The following is a 22473-nucleotide window of genomic DNA, read 5'->3' as shown; positions in this document are numbered from 1 at the left end:
TGGCGGACGACTGATCAGCCGTCCCGCGGGCTTCGGTGATGCTTTGCTTGATCTGCGCAATGGTCGGCTGCAGCTTGTCGAGGAAGCGATTGAACCAGTTCACCAACTCGCCCAATTCGTCTTTCTTGGCGTAGGCCAGGCGCTGGGTGAGGTCGCCGTCACCACTGGCGATGTCCTTGAGCATGGCGGCCACGCTATTGATAGGGCGGGTCACGCCAGTAGCGGTCAGCCAGACCAGCAGCAAGCCCAGCAGGCCAGCGGCGGCGGCCACCAGCAGGGCTTTGAGCGTGCCCGTGGCCTGGGCCTCGTCGAGCAAGGCTTGGAGTTTTTCGTTGTCGGCCAGCATCACCGCTTTGGGCAGCTTGATCACCACGCCCCAGGATTTGGCACCGGCAATCGGCTTGAGCGGGTACACGGCACGAATGGTGTCGTCCTGTTCGCGGATCACCGGGCGGTCATTGGCGAGCAATTGCACGATCTCCTTGCCTTCGGCACCGATGCTGTCGATCAAGTTCTTGCCGACTTTGCCCGGCTCGCCGCTGTAGGCGGCGATCAGGCCGCTGCTGGACAGAATCTCCAGGTGGGCGCCGCCGTTGAACAGGTCTTTTTGCGCGGCATCGGTGGTCGCTTGCAGGGCGGCGAGGGCGATGTCTACGCCGACCACACCGATGACGTTGCCGTCGATGATCAGCGGCAGGGAAATGGTGGTCATCAGTACTGGCTTGTCGGCCACCGTGTCTTCGTAAGGGTCCAGCAGGCAAGTGCTGCGCGTGTCCCGTGGGCAGGTGTACCAGATGTTGTAGGGCGTGCCGCTGAGGTTGAGGGTGGTCTTGGTCAGGTCATCTTCGACCATGACGGTGTTCAGGCTTTCGCCGCCCGCCCGGCTCCAGTAGCTGGAGAACCGTCCTTTTTCGTTGGAGACGCGCGCCTTGTCGGCGATGAATTCGCTGTCCTTGCCATCCAGCCCGTTGGGTTCGAACGACAACCAGATGCCCAGCACCTTGTTGTTGCGCTCGAACGCGGTTTTGACGCTGCGGTTGAGTTCTTCACGCAGGGCTCCGGCTTCAAGGGAGCGCTGGGTGCCCAACTGACGCAGGTCTTTGATCTGGTCGGCAAGGGCGGTGATTACCAGCAGGTTTTCGCCGAAGGTCTTCTGCAGTTGCGTGGCCTGTTCGGCCGCTTTGGATTGCAGCAGTTGCTCCACGCTGGCGGTGAGCATTCGTGAGCTTGAATCGCTGACCAGTCGATCGTTCTGGTTGGTGTTGTAGATATTGATGCCGACCACCAGTGCAATCACACCCAGCAGACACAGGCCGGACAGCAACACGATTTTCAAGCGGATGGAGAGGGTGTCGAACATAGGTTCACTCACGAATGGACTTGTTGGAATGCACGCAAACGCGCCAAGTCCCTTCAGCGTCATGCCTGAAACATCGGCGTCACAAATCAATTCATGAGAAATAGGCGATGAGCGGTAGGAAAACGCCTACACGCCGCCTTAGACGGGCCGGGCCAGCTGTTCGGGGCGGGACCAGATCCACAGGTTGCCCAGGCTCATCCCGGCAATCGCCAGGTACACCGGCCAGCCGTGATCGAGCATCACCAGCATCAACACGGCGCACAGCAACATGCTCACGGTGGCGCTGACCTTGGCGCGGCGGGCGATGATCTTGCCATTGCGCCAGTTGGACAGGATCGGCCCGAACAGGCGGTGGTTTTCCAGCCAGGCGCTGAGGCGCGGCGAGCTTTTGGTGGCGGCCCAGGCGGCGAGCAGGATGAATTCGGTGGTGGGCAACCCCGGTATCACAATCGCCACCAGGCCGATCCCCAGGCTGACGTAGGCCAGCAGGCCGAAGAGAAGCTGGGCGATTTTGGAGGAGGATTGGGGTTTGCCGGTCATGCTGCAGTTTTCTGGTGGGAAGGTTTACACATTATCAGCCATTAAATGCACTCAACTGTGGGAGCTGGCTTGCCTGCGATAGCGGTGTATCAGGTTAGACATCTGGAGCTGGCCCACCGCCATCGCAGGCAAGCCAGCTCCCACATTGAACCGCTGTCTACCGGAACACTTACGCCAGTTCTGGGGCGCTAGCGTACGCCTGTTCCAGCAACACGGTGAAGCGCACAAACGCATCAATCGCGCCTTTTTCCACGGCGGCCTCTTCCTCGACGCTGAATGTCAGGCCGTCGAGGGTGCGGGTGAAGCTCTTCCAGCCCTCGGCGCGACCACCGGCTGGCTCGCCCAGGTGGCGCGCACCGAAGGTCTCGCTCAGGCCCAGGCCCACGGCGCGCTTGATCAGGAACGCAGCGCCCAGCTTGGAGCCTTCGGAGACGAACAGCCAGCCCAAAGCTTCGGCTTTGCTGGGGTTGTTCACCGCGCCGGCAACCGGGGCCGGGATTTCGGTGTCCAGGTCTGCCAGGTCGAGCTTGGCCGCTTCGGCGCGGCAGCGGGCGGCCAGGTCCGGGATAATCTGGTTCAGCTCGGCATCGTTGTACAGGGCCACCAGTTCCGATTGGAACAGGTACTGCGCCACGACGAAACGGGCAAAGTTGGCTTGGGTTTCGAACGGCGCGTGAGCCTTCACCAATGCATCGAGCTTGGTGTGCGGCTCGTTGGTGATCTGGTTCAGGCGCTGGGAGCGCAGGCTTGGGCGTTCTGCGGTGGAAGAAGCGGTCATGAAAAAAGTCCTTGAGAAGAGAAACGCCTGGGTGCCCTTAAAGAGAGCTGTTATCAACTAGACGAACAAGAAGACGCGGCACAGTAAAAAATCCTCACCTCGCCGCAGATGCATGGGCGGCGAAGTGAAGCGCATGGGTCAGATGTCCCAGATCACGTTGATCGCAAAGTTGCGACCGGGCTGGGTCAGGCGGTCGAGGTTGGCTGGGCCGGTCACACCGGCCTCGCCGACGCTGTCGTAGCTGCGCACGTCATCCCAGTTCCAGTACTTCTTGTCGGTGAGGTTGTAGAGGCCACCGTTGACGGTCACGTCTTTGCTCACCTTGTAGTAGGCGGTCAGGTCGAGGATGCCGAAGCCCGGGGTCTTGAACGGGCCATCGGTGCCGCCGTCGGGCGCGTGGAAGGTCGTGCTGTCGACGCGGTCCTGTTTCTTCACCACAGTCCAGCTCACCAAGCCACCGTAGTTGTCCTGGTCGTAGCCCAGGCCAAACACGCCCTTGAGCGGGTTGACGCTGTTCAGCGGCTCGCCATTGTCGTCGTTGCGACCGTAGGTGTAGGCAACCGAGCCCTGGGTATACAGGCCCTTCGGCGCGCCGAAGGTATCCAGATTCAGGCGGCCCTTGGCTTCCACGCCCTTGATGGTGGCGCGTTTGATATTGACCGCCTGGAACTGCTCCACGGTGCCGCCGACCACGGCGTTGTCTTCGTCGATAAAGTCACGGTACTTGTTGTAGTACACCGCGATATCGAAGGAGCCTTCGTCGAATTTGCCGCGAATCCCGGTTTCGATGCCTTTGCTGGTTTCCGGCTTGAGGTCGGGGTTGGGTTCGACGGTGTAGCCGATGTTGAGGTTTTCGAAGCGACCGTACAGGGCCTTGGCCGACGGCGTGCGGAAGCCCTCGGCGTATTGGCCGAACCAGGTGTAGTTGTCGGTCAGGGCGTAGGTGAGGCCGAACTTGGGCGTGACGCGGTTCCAGGTTTTGTCCTTGCCGTCGACGGCGTACTCGCCGGTCGGGTTGACGGTATTGAGGAACTCCTGGGTCAGCTTGGGCTTGAGCCGGGTGTAGTCATAACGCACGGCGGGCAGGAAGGTCCATTTGTCCCAGGTGATCTGGTCCTGGGCGAACAGCGAGTAGGTGTTGATGGTCGGGTCGGGGAAGTCGCTGGCCTTCTTCACGCTGTCGCCAGCTGATGGGCTGGGCCCGCCGATGGCGGTGCAGCCGGCGCCAATGGCCAGGCACGAGGCCGAGCCTTCGCGTGAGCCGGTGACTTTCTGCTGCTTGAGGGTGGTGCCGTAGGTGACCTGGTGGTCGGTTTCACCCAGGCTGAAAGCCTTGTCCAGCTGAGCGTCGAAGACCCACTGTTTCTCTTCGTAAAGCGTGTCGCGGGTACGCAGGACGCGACGGCCGGCCTGGTAGATTTCGGCGGTGGTCTGGTCGGTCTTGGCGATCTGGTAGTTGAGGCTGGTCTTGATGCGGTCGGCAATCGGCGACTCCAGGGCGAAGGTGTTTTCCAGGCCGAAGCGCTCGCGGGTAATAGTGTCGTTACCGCGACGGTCGCGGTACAGGTTCATGCCCCGGCCACCGATGAACGGGCCACCCACGGCGTTTTTCAGATTGACGTCGCGGTCATCCTTGAACTTCTCGTAGGTCAGGCCCAAACGGTTGTCATCGCCATAGTTCCAGCCCAGCTTGGCCAGCACGTTGGTGGTGCGTGCATCTTCCGGATTGGCGCCGGTACGGGCCAGGCCGGTGGCGTTGTTGCCGTCGTAGGATTCGGTTTCGTGGCCATTGCGCTGGCTCAGGTGCAGCAAACCGTCGAAGTCCTGCACACGCCCGGCGAAGGTGCCGGAGGTCAGCCAGCTCTCGTCGGCGGAGCTGTAGCCGGTCTTCAGGCGGGCGCCAACGTCCTGGCCTGGCTTGATGATGTCGTCCGGGTCGAGGGTGAAATAACTCACCGCGCCGCCGATGGCGCTGCTGCCATACAGGGCCGAGGCCGGGCCGCGCAGGATCTCCACGCGCTTGACGATTTCGGGGTCGACGTAATTGCGGCGGGTCTTGGCGTAAGGGCCGTTGAAGAAGTTGTCCGGCACTTCGACGCCATCCACCTGGGTGAGGACGCGGTCGCCGTCTATACCGCGAATGTTGTAGCCGGCGTTACCCGAGCGCGTACCGGCACCGCCGACGGAGACGCCGGGTTCGTAGCGCACCAGTTCACGGATGTTGTTGACGTTCTGGCGGTCCAGTTCCTGGCGGTCGTGCACGCTGACGGTGCTCGGTACGCTGTTCACATCCTGTTCGTTACGGGTGGCGCTGATGGTCACCTGTTGCAGGGCGAGGGCACTGCCGGCGCTACGTTTTTCCAGCACGATATTGTTGCTGCCCAGTTTGCGATAGCTCAGGTTGGTCCCCACCAACAGCCGGTCCAGGGCTTTTTCCGCTGGCAGCGGGCCGCGTACGCCCGGGGACGACACGCCCTGGCCCAGTTCGGCCGGCAGGCCGACTTGCCAGCCGGTCACGGCGGTAAAGGCGTTTAGCGCCGACACCAGTGGCTGCTGTTCGATGCTGAAGGTGTAATTGGCGTGGCTGCGAGCGGCAGGTTCGGCGGCGCTGGCGCTCATGATGGGCGCGCCAGCCAGCAGGATCGCGGCGGTCAGCAAGGACAAAACGGGCGAAGCAGACCGGCGGTTGAAACGAGAGGACATCGAGAGCGCTCCGGGATACGAATCTTATAGTTGCGAACCGAACCAAATAGGAATCAGTTGCATTGGCTATAACGAGACGTATCGCCGGTTAACATCGAGTAAAAATAATTCTCATTTAGTTCAGGATCACCAGCGCCGGGTACTCCGACAGCTTGGCCGAGGTGATGTGAGCCAGGGAGCGCACCACGTCCAGGGGCTGGTCGAGGCGATAGTTTCCGGTGACGGCGACGCTGGCCAACTGCTCGTTGTTGTTGACGATCCAGCCTGGGTAATAGCGACGCAACTCAGCCAGCACTTCGCTCAGCGGGCAGTTTTCGAACACCAGCCGGCCCTGCACCCAGGCCAGGTCCTTGCTGGGGTCGAGCTTGGCCGGTTGGCCGAAACCCTTGGGGCCGATGCGGATGCTTTCACCGGCGCTCAGGCGCACGCGGGCATCGTCGAACGTGTTGCTCAGGTCGACATCGCCGCGCTGCACTTGAACCTGGGCTTCGCCATTGAGGTAGCGCACGGCAAAGGCGGTGTCACGCACGCTGGCGCGCACCGGGCCGGCGTCGATCTCCAGGGGTAGGCCACGGCTGGGCGCTATCTCAAAGAACGCTTCGCCCTGGTACAGGCGGGCAATGCGCTGGTGGCCCTTGAGGCTGCTGGAAAATGCCGAGTTGGTGTTCAGCAGCACCTTGGAGCCATCGTCCAGCTGCAGGCGCTGGCGCTCGCCCACCACCGTCAGATGGTCGGCCTGCAAACGCACCGGCAGGTTGCTGAAACTGAACAGGCTGACCAGCAACACGGCGGCGGTGGCCAAGGGTTTCCAGTGCGGTTTGATCCGGCGCCAGCCGCTGGGCTTGCGCGGTGCGGCGAGGGCCACGGCGGCGCTGTGTACCGGCGCGTCACCCCAGGCAGCCTGGGCCTTGCTGAAGGCGTGGACATGCGCCGGGTCCTGGGCCAGCCAGGCGTCGAACGCGGCCTGCTGCCCAGGTTGTGGGCACTGCAAGGCGATCAGCCAATCGAGGGCTTGGTCCATGGCCGCGTCTTGCAACACCTCATGAGCCAACGCATGGGGGCGCAGTTTATTCGGGTCCGTCACGGTGTTCCTCGGGTCTTCGCCACGTTCTATTCATTTTTCCTACAGCTTGGATCGACGCCTCTGTCGGGTGAAGCTTAAGGCTGATCCAGCCGTTCGGCCACACCCACACAGATAGCCATGATCAATTTGAGTTCCTTTTGCACCGTGCTCAAGGACACACCCAACTGGTCGGCAATCTCCTGATAGCTGCAACCGTGCAGGCGGCTGAGGATGAAAATCCGCTGCTGGCGGGCACTCAACTGGCCGAGGCTGACACTCAGGTGCTCCAGCAGTTGCTCGGCCTGGGTGGCTTCCTCCGGCGTGCTGGCCGGCGCGGCGACGCTTTGCAGCACATCCAGCGGGACATCCTCCTGCAGGGTACGCGCCTGAATCCTGCGCGAACGCAAGTGATCCAGCGCCAGGTTGCGGGCTGTCTGGTAGACAAAAGGTTCAAGGTGGTCGATTGGCCGCTCGCTCAGGGCCCGAGTCACGCGCAGGTAGGTTTCCTGCAACAGGTCCTCGGCGGTGCTGTGGTTGTGCACCATGCGTTGCAGGGTTCGTAGCAGGATCACCCGTTGGGTGAGGAAGACGTGGTTGAAGCGAGATTGGCTCACAGTGATACCAGACCGATTTGCAGTGAATGATAATGCTTATCATCAACTGAAATGGCAAGTGGCACTTTGAGATGCCTTGAAGATTGTGTGGGAGCCAGGCTTATGTGGGAGCTGGCTTGCCTGCGATAGCATCACCTCGGTTTGACTGAATGACCGAGTCGCCTGCATCGCGGGCAAGCCCGGCTCCCACAAAAGCCAGTTCACACACAAGCCAGTTCACACAATCCAGCCCGGGGATTACTCGGCGTTACACAGCGCCAGGCAGTTATCCAGCATACGGTTGGAGAAACCCCACTCGTTGTCGTACCACGCCAGCACTTTGAGCAATTTACCGCTGACCTTGGTGTGATTGGCGTCGAAGATCGACGACAGCGGGTTATGGTTGAAGTCGCTGGAAACCAGCGGCAGGGTGCTGTAGCCGAGGATCTTCGAATGCTGGCTGGCATGTTTGAGCAGGGCGTTGACCTCATCGGCCGTGGCTTCTTTCTTGAGCTGCACGGTGAGGTCTACCAGCGACACGTTGATCACCGGTACACGCACCGCCATGCCGGTCAGCTTGCCTGCCAGTTCCGGCAGCACCAGGCCCACCGCTTCAGCGGCGCCGGTCTTGCTCGGGATCATGTTCTGGGTGGCCGAACGCGCGCGGTACGGGTCGGTGTGGTAGACGTCGGTGAGGTTCTGGTCGTTGGTGTAGGCGTGGATGGTGGTCATCAACCCGCTTTCGATGCCCAGCTCGCGATGCAGGACCTGAGCCACTGGCGCCAGGCAGTTGGTGGTGCACGACGCGTTGGAAATGATCTGGTGGGATTGACGCAAAATGTCATGGTTTACGCCGTAGACCACCGTGGCGTCCGCGCCTTTGGCCGGGGCGGAGATGATCACCTTGCGCGCGCCGGCGCTAATATGGGCGGCAGCCTTGTCACGGTCGGTGAACAGGCCGGTGCATTCGAACACCACGTCGATCTTGTGCGCAGCCCACGGCAGGTCGGCGGGGTTGCGAATGGCACTCACGGCAATCCGGTCACCATTGACGGTCAGGCTTTCCTGATCGTGGGCAACCTCTGCGTCGAAAGTGCCGTGTACGGTGTCGTACTTGAGCAGGTGGGCATTGATCGAGCTGTCGCCCAAATCGTTGATGGCGACGATCTGCAGATCCTGGCGATAGCCTTGGGTATACAGTGCGCGCAGGACATTACGGCCGATACGGCCAAAACCATTGATTGCGATTCGAAGAGTCATCGGAAAGTGCCTGTCGTCGATTTGTTGTAAGAATTACAAGATTATTCGCATAAAAATAGAAAACAAGCCTTTTTAGTGGCAATATTTTGTTCAATCTACAACGAGTGACCTGAATCAACTGGTCCGATGATCCAAACGACCCCCTGCCATCCCATGAGCCGTGGGCGTTTGATCAGCATAGACTCTCAGGTCGCCACATCCGTTAGCCTGGAGTTCTATACATGCATCCCCGCGTTCTTGAGGTCACCGAACGGCTTATCGCCCGCAGCCGCGCCACCCGCGAGGCTTACCTTGCGCTCATTCGCGGCGCAGCCAGCGACGGTCCGATGCGCGGCAAGCTGCAATGCGCCAACTTCGCCCACGGCGTGGCCGGTTGCGGCACCGAAGACAAAAACAGCCTGCGCATGATGAATGCCGCCAACGTGGCAATTGTTTCTTCTTATAACGACATGCTTTCGGCGCATCAGCCCTACGAGCATTTCCCCGAACAAATCAAAAAGGCCCTGCGCGAAGTCGGCTCGGTCGGCCAGTTCGCCGGCGGCACCCCCGCCATGTGCGACGGCGTGACCCAGGGCGAGCCTGGCATGGAGCTGAGCCTGCTCAGCCGTGAAGTCATCGCCATGTCCACGGCGGTAGCGCTGTCCCACAACATGTTCGACGCCGCGCTGATGCTGGGCATCTGCGACAAGATCGTTCCTGGTCTGATGATGGGCGCGCTGCGCTACGGCCATTTGCCGATGATCTTCGTGCCGGGCGGGCCGATGCCGTCGGGTATCTCCAATAAGCAGAAGGCCGATGTGCGCCAGCGCTACGCCGAAGGCAAGGCCAGCCGCGAAGAACTGCTGGAATCGGAGATGAAGTCCTACCACAGCCCCGGCACCTGCACCTTCTACGGCACCGCCAACACCAACCAGTTGCTGATGGAAGTCATGGGCCTGCACTTGCCCGGCGCTTCGTTCGTCAACCCGTACACGCCACTGCGCGATGCGTTGACCCGCGAAGCCGCGCACCAGGTCACGCGCTTGACCAAGGCCAATGGCAACTTCACGCCCATTGGCGAGATTGTCGACGAGAAGTCCATCGTCAACTCCATCGTCGCACTCAACGCCACCGGCGGTTCCACCAACCACACCCTGCACATGCCGGCCATCGCCATGTCGGCAGGCATCATCCTGACCTGGCAGGACATGGCCGACCTCTCCGAGGTGGTGCCGACCCTGTCCCACGTGTATCCAAACGGCAAGGCCGACATCAACCACTTCCAGGCGGCGGGCGGTATGTCGTTCCTGATCCGCGAATTGCTGGAGGCCGGCCTGCTCCACGAAGACGTCAACACCGTGGCCGGCAAGGGCCTGAGCCGCTATATCCAGGAACCTTTCCTGGTGGATGGCGAACTGGTCTGGCGCGACGGCCCGATCGAAAGCCTCGACGAAACCATCCTGCGCCCGGTGGCCCGTGCGTTCTCGCCGGAAGGCGGCCTACGCGTGATGGAAGGCAACCTCGGCCGTGGCGTGATGAAGGTTTCGGCGGTAGCGCCAGAGCATCAGGTGGTCGAAGCGCCGGCGGTGGTGTTCCAGGACCAGCAGGACCTGGCCGATGCCTTCAAGGCCGGCCTGCTAGAAAAAGACTTCGTTGCGGTGATGCGCTTCCAGGGGCCGCGCTCCAATGGCATGCCCGAATTGCACAAGATGACCCCGTTTCTGGGCGTGTTGCAGGACCGTGGTTTCAAAGTGGCGCTGGTGACAGACGGGCGAATGTCCGGCGCGTCGGGTAAGATCCCTGCCGCGATCCACGTCAACCCCGAAGCCCAGAGCGGCGGGCCGCTGGCGCGGGTCCAGGATGGCGATATCATCCGTGTGGATGGCGTTACCGGCACCCTGGAGCTTAAGGTGGACGCCGAAGTATTTGCAGCGCGCACGCCTGCCACGGGCCTGTTGGGCAATAACGTGGGGGCCGGTCGCGAGCTGTTTGCATTCATGCGCTTGGCCGCAAGCTCCGCAGAGCAGGGCGCCAGCGCCTTTACCTCTGCCTTGGAGACGCTTAAGTGAAGCTTGCGCTGGTCGGTGACATCGGGGGGACTAACGCCCGTTTTGCGTTATGGCGGGATCAGGAGCTGCATTCGATCCGCGTGCATGCCACGGCGGATCACGGCAGCCCTGAAGAGGCGATCAAGCTCTACCTCAAAGAGGAAGGCCTGCAAATCGGCGACATCGGTGCGGTGTGCCTGTCGGTGGCCGGGCCGGTGAGCGGCGATGAATTCAAGTTCACCAACAACCACTGGCGCCTGAGCAAAACCGCGTTTTGCCAGGCCCTGCAGGTGGATGAACTGTTGCTGGTCAATGATTTTTCGGCCATGGCCCTGGGCATGACCCGGCTCAAGCCCGACGAATTTCGCGTGGTCTGCGAAGGCGCGCCAGAGCCCTTGCGCCCGGCCGTGGTGATCGGCCCGGGCACTGGCCTTGGCGTCGGCACCTTGCTGGACCTCGGCGCAGGCCGTTGGGCAGCGCTGCCGGGGGAGGGTGGGCATGTCGACCTGCCCCTGAGCAGCCCACGGGAAACCCAGCTGTGGCAACACATCTACAGCGAGATCGGGCATGTCAGCGCCGAAACCGCGTTGAGCGGTGGTGGCCTGCCGCGGCTGTACCGGGCGATTTGTGCGGTGGATGGGCATGAGCCGGTGCTGGACACCCCCGAAGCCATCACGGCGGCGGGCCTGGCCGGTGACCCGGTGGCCATGGAAGTATTGGACCAGTTCAGCATCTGGCTGGGCCGGGTGGCGGGTAACAACGTGCTGACCACGGGCGGGCGTGGCGGTGTGTATATCGTGGGCGGTGTGATACCGAGGTTTGCCGACTTCTTTATCACCAGCGGTTTCGCCAAAAGCTTTGCGGATAAAGGCTGCATGAGCGACTACTTCAAGGGTATTCCAGTGTGGTTGGTGACGGCGCCGTATTCCGGGCTGACTGGGGCGGGTGTGGCGCTTGAGCAAGCCTTTGCATAGGTCATAATGGCACCATCGCAGGCAAGCCAGCTCCCACCGTCTGGAATGCATTCCAAGTGTGGGAGCTGGCTTGCCTGCGATGGCGGCCTAAAGGGCACCCAATGATTTAAGCCAGGCCATAACAACAAGGAGGCCCCCGTGAGCGTAATCAGTAAATCCATTCTCCTCGTCGACGACGACCAGGAAATCCGCGAATTGCTGCAAACTTACCTCAGTCGCGCCGGCTTCCAGGTCCGTGGCGTGTCCGACGGGGCGGGGTTCCGCCAGGCCATGAACGAGGCACCCTGTGACCTGGTCATCCTCGATGTGATGTTGCCAGACGAAGACGGCTTCAGCCTGTGCCGCTGGATCCGCCAGCACCCGCGCCAGGCGCAGGTGCCGATCATCATGCTCACCGCCAGTTCCGACGAAGCCGACCGCGTGATCGGCCTGGAACTGGGCGCCGATGACTATATCGGCAAGCCGTTCAGCCCCCGCGAGTTGCAGGCGCGCATCAAGGCATTGCTGCGCCGCTGCCAGTTCGGCCAGGAGCGCAGCAGTGGCGGCGATGTGTGGGTGTTCGATGAGTGGCGCCTGGATATGATCAGCCACCGCTTGTTTCATGTGGACGGTGAAGAGGTGATTCTCTCCGGTGCCGACTTTGCCCTGCTCAAGTTGTTTCTCGACCACCCGCAGCAGATTCTCGACCGTGACACCATCGGCAACGCCACCCGTGGCCGCGACCTGATGCCCTTGGACCGTATCGTCGACATGGCCGTCAGCCGCCTGCGCCAGCGCCTGCGCGACACCGAGAAACCTCCGCGGCTGATCCGCACCGTGCGCGGCAGCGGCTATCAACTGGCAGCCAGCGTGGTTGCCGGCAATGCCCACTGAACCGCTGATCGAACGCCGGCGCCGCTTGCCGGTACCCCGCTCGCTGCTGGGGCGCATGTTATTGCTGACCTTGCTGGCGGTGTTGTTCGCCCAGGCGCTGTCCAGCGTGATCTGGGTGTCGCAATTGCGCGCCACCCAGCTTGAGGGCCTGGTCACCAGCGCCCGCAGCCTCGCGCATTCAATGACCGCCAGCGTGAGTTACTTCCGGTCGCTGCCGGTGGCCTATCGCCCGTTGGTGCTGGACCAATTGCGCAGCATGGGTGGCACGCGTTTTGTGGTGACCCTCAACGATCGTCCGCTGGACATGCAAATACTGCCCGAAACCCCGCGCAAACAAGCGGTGCTGGTGGCGGTGGATGAAGTGCTGCGCCAGACCCTGGGCGCCGACGTGCATATCTCGGTAGAGTTCGTCAGCGCCGAAGACCTGCGCATCTTCAATGCCGGCCTGAAGCTCGACGAACTGCCACGCTCCTGGGCCCATTACGCGCTGACCCTGGAGCCGGTGAACCCGCCGGTGCTGGTCACCCAGATTCAACTGGCGCCCGGCGAATGGCTGTACATCGCCTCGCTGTTGCCCGAACCCTACACCAGCCTGGAAGAACAGGGCCTGCCGTCCCAGCAGGTGTGGTTCATCGTGCTCACCAGCGGTTTTCTGCTGCTGTTCATCGGCCTGCTGGTGCACTGGCAAAGCCGGCCGCTCAAGCGCCTGGCACGAGCGGCGCGGGACATGTCCCTGGGCGCCGATGTGGAGCCGGTGGCTGAAGGCGGAGGCAGTGAAGTGGTGGAAGTGGGCCGTGCATTCAATGCCATGCGTGAACGCATCAGCCGTTACCTGACCGAGCGCAGCCAGTTGTTCAGCGCGATTTCCCATGACCTGCGCACGCCCATTACCCGCCTGCGCCTACGCGTGGAATTGCTGGAAGACGAGAACCTGCAAAACAAATTCGGCCGGGACCTGGATGAGCTGGAGTTACTGGTCAAGGGCGCGCTGCAATGCGTGAAAGACACCGATATCCACGAAAACATCCAGCCGGTCGACCTCAACCACGTCCTCGAATGCCTGGTGGAGCCGTACCTGGCACCCCATGGCAATGGCCGAGTGACCCTCGATGGCGCGGCGCTGTCTGCCTACCCAGGCAAACCGCTGGCGCTCAAGCGTTGCATCGGCAATTTGATCGACAACGCGCTCAAGTACGGGCAGAACGCGCATTTGCATATCGAGGACGATGGCGTGCAGTTCATCCTGCACGTGGATGATGAGGGCCCAGGCGTGCCACAGCAGCGACTGGAGCAGGTGTTTGAACCGCACTTCCGCCTGGCCGGCCAGCAGCAGGGTTACGGGTTGGGGTTGGGGATTGCGCGCAACATTGCCCACAGCCACGGGGGCGAAGTGAGTTTGCAGAACCTGCGCGAAGGCGGCCTGCGCGTCACCCTGCAACTCCCCCGCGGATTAGACTGAATATACGCAGGACTACTGTGGGAGCTGGCTTGCCTGCGATGACAGTGGGTCAGTTAATACAATAGTGACTGACACGCCGCCATCGCAGGCAAGCCAGCTCCCACATGTTGCTCTGTGTACATCAGATGCTTTGACGCAGCCGGGCCAAGTCGCGCAGCGGCGGCGCACCAAACAACCGGCTGTACTCCCGGCTGAACTGCGACGGGCTTTCATACCCCACCCGATACCCCGCCGCCGAAGCCTCCAGCCCTTCGGCGATCATCAGCCGCCGGGCTTCCTGCAAGCGCAGTTGCTTCTGGTATTGCAGCGGGCTCATGGCGGTGATCGCTTTGAACCGGTGGTGCAAGGTCGAGACGCTCAGGTTCACTTCCTTGGCCAGGTCGTCGATACGCAGCGGCTGTTCGTAGTTGCCGTTCAACCAGGTGATTGCCTGGCTCACCCGATGGCTCTGGCTGTTAGCCACAGCAATTTCATACAGGCGATAACCCTGCGGGCCACGCAGCAAACGGTAGAGGATTTCACGGTTGATCAACGGCGCGAGCATCGCGATGTCTTTAGGGGTGTCCAGCAAGCGGGTCAGGCGCAGCACCGCGTCGAGCAGTGCGTGATCGATGCGGTCGACGTACATGCCTCGCGAGGTCGGGCGTGAGGGCACGCCCATCGGCCCGGCCTCTGCGATCAGCGCTGTGAGCTGCGCCGGGTCGATGTTGATGCGCACCGAGAGGTTGGGGTCCTCGGCGGTGGCGTCGATGATGCGGCCGGCCACCGGCATCGCCACCGAGAACACCAGGTAGTTGAGTGGGTCGTAGGCAAAGATCTCGTCGGCCAGGCGCACCTCCTTGCTGCCACTGGCGAGGATGCACAGCGCAGGTTCCACCAGCACCGGCATGAAATCCCGGGGCGCGTTGTGGCGGTTCAGGTACAGCGAGGTAATCGCTGTGCCGTAGGAGCCGTCCTCCCAGGTATGACGGTGCACGATACTGGCCAGCTCGGCGCGTTGTTTCTCCATTTCGGCATCGAGGGGAGTGGACTTGGATTCGGGCGACGGCATGGGGCGTCCTCTACACGCTGCTTTGATGGGCTCAGCTTAGCGGCGGCTGTTCAAGTAGTGCTACGTCGATTCTGCAGCATCCTTGCCTGATCCTGCGAGATAGCGTGAATCAGGCAAGTACGCAGCCTGTCATCTGCCTGAAACATGGGGCCTGGGCCTGGAATAAATCCTGGGGCCGAACGTCCTCCCTACGCTTCTCGCAGGATTGTGCAATAAGCCTGCAGGAATTGACTAACCGCGCCCACCCTCGCGCCGTTATCTTTGATCCTGTGGCAACACGCCCTTATTGTGCTGCCGAGCATCACTTCTCAACGGGAGAGTCGAACATGTCCACCCCCATTCCCGCGAGCCATATGGCCTTTATCCGTGCCCGTAGCGGGTGCAGCACCGAACTCGGTGCACGCTTGAGCAGTTTGATTGAACCGGGTCGCCAGACCCAGGGCTGCCTGCAATTCTCGTTGCAGCACTCCCAGGTCGACCCCGATGTCTGGCTGGTGTCCGGGTTTTGGAGCAGCGAGCAGGCCATGAGCGCCTACTTCAGCTCCCCAGCCCTGATGATCTTCACCGAGCTGCTGAACGACATGGTCGTGCGTAGCATGGATTTCCAGACCTTCACCGACGCATCGGCGGCACAGGCCTACGGCGAGTACCTGCAACTGGCCGGTTAACGGTTAGAATGGCCGACTTTCCATTGGCCAGGACCTGCAACATGGCACGTAAACAATTTGCCCACCACGAAGCCGTTTCCGCCGTAGTACCGGGCGAAGGTGGCTACAGCGCCGCCGTCGCCGTCAAGGCACTGGATGGCATGGGCGCACCCCGGTTTCACAAGATCCTTGATGGGCAGACGTTCAAGACGGCTTCGGATGCCGATGATGCGGCGACGCTGCAACTTGAGCATCTGGTCGATGTGGATGCAGAAGGCCAACTGACCTGGGCGACTGCTGAACGCTGAGGCAGCACACCTAACCAATGTGGGAGCTGGCTTGCCTGCGATAGCGGTGTATCAGTCACCCTGAGTTAACTGACCCACCGCCATCGCAGGCAAGCCAGCTCCCACAGTTTTGATTGCATTTCAGTCAGGGTTTGGTGGCGCCTGGTCTGTACATTTTGAACAGGGCCTCAGGCCCCAGCTGGAAATAATCCGCCGGGCCACCTCCGCGCAAAATCGGCTCGGCGGCAGCGGTGTCGTAGATCCCATCCTTGAGCAACCACTTGGCGATGTGCACCGCAACCACCTCGCCCAACACCAGCCAGCTTGGCACCAACTGCTGGTCGGCACGTTGCAGCTGGATAATTTGCGTCACCTTGCACTCGAACGACACCGGGCTCTCGCCCACCCGTGGTACGCCGACGATTTTCGAAGCCACTGGCGTCAGCCCGGAGAGTTCGAATTCATTCACCTCGGGCGATACCGCCGCGCAGCTCTGGTTCATCTGCTCGGCCAGCGGACGGGTGGCCAGGTTCCAGACGAATTCGCCGGTCTGTTCGATATTGTTCAGGCTGTCTTTGCGTCCGACACTGGAAAACCCAATGATCGGCGGAATGTAGTTGAAGGCATTGAAGAAGCTATAGGGCGCCAGGTTCAGGCGGCCTTCGCGGTCGTGCGAGGAGATCCAGCCAATCGGGCGTGGGCCGACGATGGCATTGAACGGGTCATGGGGCAGGCCGTGGCCGTTGGCGGGTTCGTAAAAGTGGATGTCGTCAGGCATGGCCGGGGTTCCTGCTACGCGGTTTGGGAGGCCGTCATAGTGCAATTCATGGCGGTGAATTTCCACGGTGCCCATGGATTTTTCATACATAGGCCACCTATTTTTCACAGCTTTCCCTTCAGTCTGCGCCCCAAGGTCAATACCCCCTATAAGACTGAGCCTTGGAGCCATTTACTGCATGAACAAACTTCCTCAGATCACCCTGGCGTTCTGGGTCATGAAAATCTGCGCAACCACCTTGGGCGAAACCGCCGGGGACTTGCTGTCGATGACCTTGAACGTTGGCTACGCCATCAGCTCCATGATCCTCATCAGCGTGTTCCTGGTGACCCTGGTGACGCAACTCTGGTCGAAAACCTACAACCCGGTGCTGTACTGGATCGTGATTTTGTCCACCAGCACGGCGGGTACCACGATGTCCGACTTCATGGACCGCACGCTGGGGCTGGGCTACGCCACCGGGTCGATGATCCTGATCGTGATCCTGATGATCATCTTTGCGCTGTGGCACCTCAGTGGTGACTCGCTGAACGTGAACAAGGTGCAGACTTTCCGGGGCGAGCTGTTTTACTGGATGGCGATCCTGTTCTCCAACACCTTGGGCACCGCCTTGGGCGATTTCCTCGCGGACGATTCGGGACTGGGCTTCGCCGGCGGCGCATTGTTGATTGGCTCGACCATCGCCGCGGTGGTGGCGCTCAAGTACTTCACGCGCATCTCGTCGGTGCTGTTGTTCTGGGTGGCGTTTGTACTGACACGGCCGTTTGGCGCGACCTTGGGAGATTTCCTGACCAAACCCCATGAAAAGGGCGGCCTGGATTTTGGCACCGTCGGTTCATCGGCGGTGTTGGCGGCGGTGTTGCTGGTGATGATTGTCGGCGCGTCGTATGCACAACGGCGCTATGGGCGCAGCGAGGCTGCAGAGTTGTCCTAAGACTAAATGCGGGAGCGGGCTTGCCCGCGATTGCAGTGGGTCAGTTGATACAACTTTGACTGATCCTCCGCTATCGCGGGCAAGCCCGTTCCCACATGTTTTAGTCGGTGGTGATGCGCGAGTGTTTACGCGTGTCTTTCATGGTCACGTACACCATCAACGACACCGCGATACACGCCGTCACGTACCAGTAGTAGCCAGTTTCCATACCGATGCTCTTGAACCACAGCGCGATGTATTCAGCGGTACCGCCGAAGATCGACACGGTCAGGGCATACGGCAGGCCCACGCCCAAGGCGCGGATTTCGGTCGGGAACAGCTCGGCCTTCACCACGGCGTTGATCGAGGTGTAGCCGCTGACGATGATCAGCGCTGCCATGATCAGGAAGAATGCACCCCACCAGCTCTGGATGGTGTGCAAAGTGGTGAGGATCGGCACGGTGAACAGGGTACCAAGCACGCCGAAAGCGATCAGGATCGGGCGGCGGCCGATTTTATCCGACAGCCCACCGATGATCGGTTGCAGGCACATGAACAGAAACAGCGTCGCCGCCGAGATGGTGGTGGAGTCGGAGATGCTCATGCCGACGGTGTTCACCAGGTATTTCTGCATGTAGGTGGTGTAGGTGTAGAACGCCAGCGTGCCGCCCATGGTCAGGCCGACCACGGTCAGCAGTTCCTTGGGGTGGCGCATCAAGGTGCGCATTGCGCTTTCCTTGGCTTTTTCTTTCTTGGTGAACGACTCGGTTTCTTCCATGCCACGACGCAGGTACAGCGCGACCACTGCACACAAGGCACCGATGGCGAACGGGATACGCCAGCCCCAGGCGTACAACTGCTCGGTGGTGAGCACCTGTTGCAGCACGATCAGCACCGCCAGCGCGATGAGCTGGCCGGAGATCAGGGTCACGTACTGGAAGCTGGAGTAGAAACCGCGACGTTCCTTGGTGGCCATCTCACTCAGGTAAGTGGCAGAGGTGCCGTATTCGCCGCCGACCGACAGGCCCTGCAGCAGGCGGGCAAACACCAGCAGGATCGGCGCACCGATACCAATGACTTCATAGCCTGGGCTCAGGGCAATCAGCAGCGAGCCGAAGCACATCAGGTAGACCGAGGCCATCAAGGCTTTTTTACGCCCGACTTTGTCGGCGTACAGGCCCATCAGCCAGCCACCGATCGGGCGCATCAGGAAGCCCACGGCGAAAATCGCGGCGGTGTTGAGCAGTTGGGCAGTGGTGTCGCCCTTGGGGAAGAAGGCTTTGGCAAAATACAGCGAGAAGGCGGCGTAGACGTACCAGTCGTACCATTCGACCATGTTGCCGACTGATCCGCTGAAAATCGACTTGATGCGGCTGGAGGTGGTGCGCTCCTGCGCTTTTGCAGCCGTCGATCCCAGAGGCACGGTATTGGAGTTATCCATTAAAGGATCCTTCATCTAGTTGTTTTTATGGAGCGGCGCGTGCGCAGCCTGTTGGGGCTATAGCAGGAGCTGTGCCAGGTAGAGGAAGGCCCGGAATAGAAGGGTTGCGGGATTTTTTTGAGCGGAAAGTCGCTGATGGTTTTGGGGTGATGAGCGGAAATCCGCTTATGGCTACCGACGCCATCGCAGGCAAGCCAGCTCCCACACCTGCCTGTGTTCACAGATCAAAATGTGGGAGCGGGCTTGCCCGCGATGGCGATTCAAAGGTCGCTACACAAACATCTCCCTCACCAACCCATGCCGCTGCATCTTTTCATTGAAGGTCCGCCGCGGCAGTTGCAGCTCGGCCAGTACCGCCTTGATATCGCCCTTGTGACGCGTCAACGCGGCCTTCAGGCAGTGTGCCTCGAACGCCTCCTGCTGCGCCGCCAACGACTGCCCGGCTTCGATCCCTTGCGGTTCCGGCTCGTCCAGCCCCAACACCTGGCGCTCGGCGACGTTGGCCAGTTCGCGCACATTGCCCGGCCACTCATGGCTGAGCAGGCGCCCCAACTGTGGCCCACTCAAGGGCTCGACCTGGCGGCCCAGACGCTCGGCGGCGCTTTGCGCAAAATGCTCGTATAGCAGCGGAATATCTTCGCGACGCTCACGCAATGGCGGCAGGCGCAGTTGCGCGACGTTGAGTCGATAGGCCAGGTCTTCGCGAAAGCGCCCGGCCCGCGCTTCTTCCAGCAGGTCGGGCTTGGTGGCGGCGATGATGCGCAGGTCCACCTGGATACTCTGGTTGGAGCCCAGCCGCTCCAGCTTCTGCTCTTGCAACACCCGCAGCAATTTCACCTGTTGGGCCAGGGGCATGCTTTCGATTTCATCCAGGAACAAGGTGCCGCCGTGGGCATACTCCAGCTTGCCGATGCGTTTGCCCTGGGCGCCGGTGAAGGCGCCGCTTTCATGCCCGAACAGCTCGGCTTCGAACAACTGCTCGGGGATCGCCGCGCAATTGAGGGCCACGAAGGGCTTCTTGGCGCGTGGGCCGAAGTCATGCAGGCAGCGGGCGACCAGCTCCTTACCGCTGCCGGTCTCGCCACGAATCAGCACATTGACCGGCAAACTCGCCAGGTCCAGCACTTGGCGGCGCAAACTTTGCAGGCCCTTGGACACGCCCAGCAGGCTGGACTCCAACTGCGCACGATGATCGGCCTGTTGATGCAGGCGGCGGTTTTCCAGGATCAGGCCGCGCTTGTCCAGCGCCCGGCGCAGGCTGTTGAGCAAGGCGTCGGGGCTGAAGGGTTTTTCCAGGAAGTCGTAAGCCCCGTCGCGCATGGCTTCGACGGCCATTGGCACGTCGCCATGGCCAGTGAGCAAAATCACTGGCAAATCGGCATCGCGGCGCTGCACCTCGGCCAACAGCTCAAGGCCGCTGAGCCCCGGCATGCGCACGTCACTCAGAATCACCCCGGCAAAGTCCTTGGGCAGTTGCGCCAGGCACTCTTCGGCGCGGCTGAACAACTGCACGTCAAACCCCGACAGGCTCAGCCATTGCTCGACGGCCGTGCGAATACTGGCTTCGTCATCGACCACAATCACCGCGTTCAACATAGGTCTGGCGTCTCCAGGGCGATAGGCAAGGTCAGAGTGAAAATTGCGCCATCGCCACGGTTATCGGCACTCAGGCGGCCGCCCAGTTCATGCACGATAGCGTAGGACACCGCGAGCCCCAAGCCGAGCCCGTCGCCCACCGGCTTGGTGGTGAAAAACGGGTCGAACACGCTGCTCAAATGTTCTTCGGCAATCCCGCCGCCGCTGTCGCAGACGCTCAATTGCCACAGCTGCTGATCGGCATGCAGGCGGATCTCCAGGCGCTTGCGCGGTTTGTCGGCCATGGCGTCCAGAGCGTTGCGCAACAGGTTGATCAGTACCTGTTCGAGGCGGATCGCGTCGCCACGTACCCAGGCCGGGCGGGTGAGGTCCAGCACCACACCGATGGCTTCGTCACGCAGGCGCGCGTCGAGCAGGTGCAGGGATTGGTCGACCACCGTTGCTAGGTCCAGCTTTTCGCGCAGGCCGCTGGGGCTCTTGCGGGCGAACGTCTTGAGGTGGCCGGTGAGCGCGGCCATGCGCGTGAGCATGTCATCCAATGGCGTGAGGGCCTTGTAGGCATCGTCCACGCGACCATGGTCGAGCAACAGCCGCAGCGTCGCCAATTGCATGCGCTGGGCGGTCAGCGGCTGGTTGATTTCATGGGCGAGGGCGGCGGACATCTGCCCCAGCGCCGCCAGCTTGGCCGACTGCACCAGGCCATCCTGTGCGGTGCGCAACGCCTGGGTGCGTTCTTCGACCAATTGCTCCAGTTCTTCACGGCTGCGCTGGCGCAAGCGGGCCAGGCGCCAACGCTGACTGAGGAACAGTACCAGGAACACCAGGGCCAGCCACGAACCCGCAGCGGCAAGGCCGGCGTTGCGTTGGTCTTCAAAGGCGAACTGGGGTTTGCGCAACAGGTGCAGGGTCCAGCCTTCGCGCTTGAGCGGCAGCGACTCCCAGATGTAATTGGCGTTGCCGTCGGGGCCGTTGACGCGGATCAAGTGGCTGTTTTCGTCAAAGCGTTGCAGGGGCTGGGTGTCCAGTGGCTGCAGTTGCTTTTTGTCGTATTGGCGGGTGGCCTTGAGTTCGGCCAGGTCATTTTCGGACAACGGCCGCAGGTTGCGATAACGCCAGCCCGGCTGGTTGGCGATAAACACGATGCCCCGCGCATCGCTGACCAACAGCAGGTCATTGCCCTGGGCCCATTCGCGTTCCAGCTCGGGGAACTCCAGCTTGACCACCATGGCGCCGAGGAACTGCTCGTGCTCATCCACGACCGCGCTGGAAAGAAAGTAACCCGGAATGCCCGTGGTCACCCCCACCGCATAAAAGCGCCCGGTGCCCTGGCTCAGGGTCTGGCTGAAATACGGCCTGAACGCGTAATTGTGGCCGACATAACTGCTGGGCAGGTTCCAGTTGCTGGCGGCCACGGCCAGGCCGGTGCGGTCCATCAGTTCCAGGGTTGAAGACTGCGCAGCCCCGTTGATACGCTCCAGCTTACGGTTGAGCCGGTCTTGCGTGGCGGCGTCCAGCGGGCCCTTCAAGGCGCTGATCATCTCCGAATCCAGCGCCAGCACGGCAGGCAGGGCACGGTAGCGTTCGATCAGGGTGTGCAGCGAGTTGGCATACAGCGCGAGTTGCTGATTGGCACGGGCGGCGTCGTCCACCAGGGCCTGGCGTTCGGCATGGCGCGTGGCCAAGGCGGTGGCCAGCACCGCACCGGCGATGATCAACAGCGAATAGAAGGTCAGACGCAGGGGGCGAGGGATCACGATCATACGATGATGAACAGGCACGGTAAGGGGCGAGCACCATAGCATGGGCGGCACATATCTTGTGGCCAAGGAGCTTGTGTGGGAGCTGGCTTGCCTGCAATGACGGCCTGCCAGTCGACGGCTATCTACCTGACACCCCACGATTCAACTGTGTGTGGCTTGCCTGCGATGACGGCTTGCCAGCCGACGGCTATCTACCTGACACCCCATGATCCCAATGTGGGAGCGGGCTTGCTCGCGAAGGCGGCCTGACAGCCGACCGGGATGTGGGATCAGATTGAGTACATATCCGTTAGTTAGGTAACGGCCACTTAGGGTTCCGCCCTGACGGCGGCTCACTTTGCAAAAGCGGCAAAGTAAGCAAAACGCTCTT

The 22473-nt window shown here is 61.5% G+C and carries 18 protein-coding genes and 1 pseudogene; 7 read left to right on the top strand and 12 right to left on the bottom strand.

Annotated features, from left to right (window positions below; all coding sequences use genetic code 11):
- Positions 1 to 79: 79 nt before the first annotated feature.
- From DK871_RS29740 to gap, 7 genes and pseudogenes are all read right to left on the bottom strand, one after another.
- Positions 80 to 1219, bottom strand: a pseudogene (locus DK871_RS29740) (HAMP domain-containing protein); the annotation flags it as partial.
- Between the two features lie 279 nt (positions 1220 to 1498).
- A complete protein-coding gene (locus DK871_RS18605) occupies positions 1499 to 1900 on the bottom strand; it encodes a YbaN family protein (protein ID WP_161906229.1) in 402 nt (133 codons plus the stop codon).
- Between the two features lie 169 nt (positions 1901 to 2069).
- Positions 2070 to 2678: a biliverdin-producing heme oxygenase gene (locus DK871_RS18600; protein WP_161906228.1), complete on the bottom strand. Its 609-nt coding sequence runs from the start codon at positions 2676 to 2678 to the stop codon at positions 2070 to 2072.
- A gap of 138 nt (positions 2679 to 2816) precedes the next feature.
- Positions 2817 to 5381, bottom strand: coding sequence for a TonB-dependent receptor (locus tag DK871_RS18595; protein ID WP_161906227.1), 2565 nt, complete (start codon positions 5379 to 5381; stop codon positions 2817 to 2819).
- 115 nt (positions 5382 to 5496) lie between these two features.
- Positions 5497 to 6465 (bottom strand): FecR domain-containing protein, encoded by a 969-nt coding sequence (locus tag DK871_RS18590; protein ID WP_161906226.1) that lies wholly within the window; start codon positions 6463 to 6465, stop codon positions 5497 to 5499.
- 74 nt (positions 6466 to 6539) lie between these two features.
- On the bottom strand, positions 6540 to 7058 hold the full coding sequence (locus DK871_RS18585; RefSeq protein WP_003193922.1) for an RNA polymerase sigma factor: 519 nt from the start codon (positions 7056 to 7058) through the stop codon (positions 6540 to 6542).
- 237 nt (positions 7059 to 7295) lie between these two features.
- The gene (gene gap, locus DK871_RS18580; RefSeq protein WP_161906225.1) at positions 7296 to 8297 is read right to left on the bottom strand and encodes a type I glyceraldehyde-3-phosphate dehydrogenase; all 1002 of its coding nucleotides are present in this window, start codon (positions 8295 to 8297) and stop codon (positions 7296 to 7298) included.
- A gap of 221 nt (positions 8298 to 8518) precedes the next feature.
- On the opposite strand from gap, the gene edd reads away from it, so the two are divergent.
- The 4 genes from edd to DK871_RS18560 all read left to right on the top strand — a co-directional run bounded on the left by edd (position 8519) and on the right by DK871_RS18560 (position 13630).
- A complete protein-coding gene (gene edd / locus DK871_RS18575) occupies positions 8519 to 10345 on the top strand; it encodes a phosphogluconate dehydratase (RefSeq protein ID WP_014719752.1) in 1827 nt (608 codons plus the stop codon).
- The gene (locus DK871_RS18570) at positions 10342 to 11298 is read left to right on the top strand and encodes a glucokinase (RefSeq protein WP_161906224.1); all 957 of its coding nucleotides are present in this window, start codon (positions 10342 to 10344) and stop codon (positions 11296 to 11298) included. Before edd ends, DK871_RS18570 begins: the two co-directional genes overlap by 4 nt.
- A gap of 138 nt (positions 11299 to 11436) precedes the next feature.
- Positions 11437 to 12171 carry a response regulator gene (locus DK871_RS18565; RefSeq protein ID WP_003193918.1) on the top strand — a complete coding sequence of 245 codons (735 nt, stop codon included), beginning with the start codon at positions 11437 to 11439 and terminating at the stop codon, positions 12169 to 12171.
- The gene (locus tag DK871_RS18560; protein ID WP_161906223.1) at positions 12161 to 13630 is read left to right on the top strand and encodes an ATP-binding protein; all 1470 of its coding nucleotides are present in this window, start codon (positions 12161 to 12163) and stop codon (positions 13628 to 13630) included. Before DK871_RS18565 ends, DK871_RS18560 begins: the two co-directional genes overlap by 11 nt.
- A 121-nt stretch (positions 13631 to 13751) precedes the next feature.
- On the opposite strand, the gene DK871_RS18555 is transcribed toward DK871_RS18560, so the two are convergent.
- Entirely contained in the window at positions 13752 to 14681 is a 930-nt protein-coding gene (locus tag DK871_RS18555; protein ID WP_073522886.1) for an AraC family transcriptional regulator, read from the bottom strand.
- A 326-nt stretch (positions 14682 to 15007) separates the two neighbouring features.
- On the opposite strand from DK871_RS18555, the gene DK871_RS18550 reads away from it, so the two are divergent.
- Both DK871_RS18550 and DK871_RS18545 read left to right on the top strand, forming a co-directional pair.
- Positions 15008 to 15349 carry an antibiotic biosynthesis monooxygenase family protein gene (locus tag DK871_RS18550; protein WP_161906222.1) on the top strand — a complete coding sequence of 114 codons (342 nt, stop codon included), beginning with the start codon at positions 15008 to 15010 and terminating at the stop codon, positions 15347 to 15349.
- 41 nt (positions 15350 to 15390) lie between these two features.
- Positions 15391 to 15636: a hypothetical protein gene (locus DK871_RS18545; RefSeq protein WP_019817340.1), complete on the top strand. Its 246-nt coding sequence runs from the start codon at positions 15391 to 15393 to the stop codon at positions 15634 to 15636.
- A 124-nt stretch (positions 15637 to 15760) separates the two neighbouring features.
- On the opposite strand, the gene DK871_RS18540 is transcribed toward DK871_RS18545, so the two are convergent.
- Positions 15761 to 16393, bottom strand: coding sequence for a flavin reductase family protein (locus tag DK871_RS18540; protein WP_014719748.1), 633 nt, complete (start codon positions 16391 to 16393; stop codon positions 15761 to 15763).
- Between the two features lie 178 nt (positions 16394 to 16571).
- On the opposite strand from DK871_RS18540, the gene DK871_RS18535 reads away from it, so the two are divergent.
- Positions 16572 to 17327: a hypothetical protein gene (locus DK871_RS18535; RefSeq protein ID WP_161906221.1), complete on the top strand. Its 756-nt coding sequence runs from the start codon at positions 16572 to 16574 to the stop codon at positions 17325 to 17327.
- A gap of 100 nt (positions 17328 to 17427) precedes the next feature.
- Here DK871_RS18535 and DK871_RS18530 read toward each other — a convergent pair whose 3' ends face one another.
- From DK871_RS18530 to DK871_RS18520, 3 genes are all read right to left on the bottom strand, one after another.
- A complete protein-coding gene (locus DK871_RS18530; RefSeq protein ID WP_032895468.1) occupies positions 17428 to 18747 on the bottom strand; it encodes an MFS transporter in 1320 nt (439 codons plus the stop codon).
- Between the two features lie 270 nt (positions 18748 to 19017).
- Positions 19018 to 20343, bottom strand: a complete 1326-nt coding sequence (locus tag DK871_RS18525; RefSeq protein ID WP_161906220.1) for a sigma-54 dependent transcriptional regulator — start codon at positions 20341 to 20343, stop codon at positions 19018 to 19020.
- Complete coding sequence (locus DK871_RS18520) at positions 20337 to 22103, bottom strand: ATP-binding protein (RefSeq protein ID WP_161906219.1); 1767 nt, start codon at positions 22101 to 22103, stop codon at positions 20337 to 20339. The genes DK871_RS18525 and DK871_RS18520 overlap by 7 nt, the downstream gene beginning before the upstream one ends.
- Positions 22104 to 22473: the final 370 nt, after the last annotated feature.

Source organism: Pseudomonas sp. L13 (genome assembly GCF_009935965.1).
Classification (GTDB): domain Bacteria; phylum Pseudomonadota; class Gammaproteobacteria; order Pseudomonadales; family Pseudomonadaceae; genus Aquipseudomonas; species Aquipseudomonas lactis.
The sequence above is the reverse complement of the archived record's forward strand: the minus strand, read 5'-3'. Positions and strand labels throughout refer to the sequence as shown.